Origin of the sequence: Bacillus sp. GbtcB10 (assembly GCF_019091365.1) — a bacterium.
GTDB lineage: Bacteria > Bacillota > Bacilli > Bacillales > Bacillaceae > Bacillus > Bacillus altitudinis.
On the sequence record NZ_JAGXJP010000378.1, the window covers coordinates 1 to 238 of the forward strand.

Consider the following 238-nt stretch of genomic DNA (forward strand, 5'->3'; position numbering starts at 1 on the left):
ACATTATGTCAAAATGGTTCATAATGGTCTCGAGTACGGAGTCATGGAAATGATCTCTGAATCATACTTCATCTAGAATCCTGTGGCTTGATTGTCATCAGAGGAGCTTCATGATGTATTCTCAGTGTGGAATAATGGCGAGGTTGTCTGATACTCAATCGGATTTACAGCTGTCAGTTTCACAAAAGGGGATGAAGGATCAAATCAGCCGCTTGAGGATGTGATCTTACATAAAGAT

At 40.3% G+C, this 238-nt stretch carries 1 pseudogene; it reads left to right on the forward strand.

Features of this window, described 5'->3' with window-relative positions:
- Positions 1–238 (forward strand): annotated as a pseudogene (locus KVT11_RS20560) (NADP-dependent phosphogluconate dehydrogenase); the annotation flags it as partial.